General features: G+C 58.0%; 1 protein-coding gene. It reads right to left on the bottom strand.

The features are described from left to right. Nucleotides 1–338, bottom strand: a 338-nt coding sequence (locus GHO32_RS26260; RefSeq protein ID WP_178113961.1) for an RHS repeat domain-containing protein, incomplete at both ends; no start/stop codon positions are given.

The following is a 338-nucleotide window of genomic DNA, read 5'->3' on the forward strand; positions in this document are numbered from 1 at the left end:
GCAAAACCGATCGGATCCTTGCTGATAAACCGTCCGACTTGCGGATCATAGTACCGATAGCGGTTGTAGTGCAGCCCTGTTTCGGTGTCGAAGTACTGCCCTTGAAAGCGCAGCGGGTTGCGGATGTTTTCGCGTATTGCGTTGTCGGTACGCTTCTCTTTGGCCAGCCCCCACGCTTGATACGTCGCACTCCAGGCAATCTCGCCACGTTGGTCGGTGAGTTCCATGGGCGTGCCGAGGCGGTCGCATTGGTACCAGGCGATGGCGTTGAACGGTTTTGCCACGGGTTGGTGTTGCCACAGCGGGTCGCGGTCGATGTGGTAGCCGTTTTCATGGCT

This window comes from Pseudomonas sp. FSL R10-2189 (assembly GCF_009600325.1).
GTDB classification, from domain to species: Bacteria; Pseudomonadota; Gammaproteobacteria; order Pseudomonadales; family Pseudomonadaceae; genus Aquipseudomonas; species Aquipseudomonas helleri.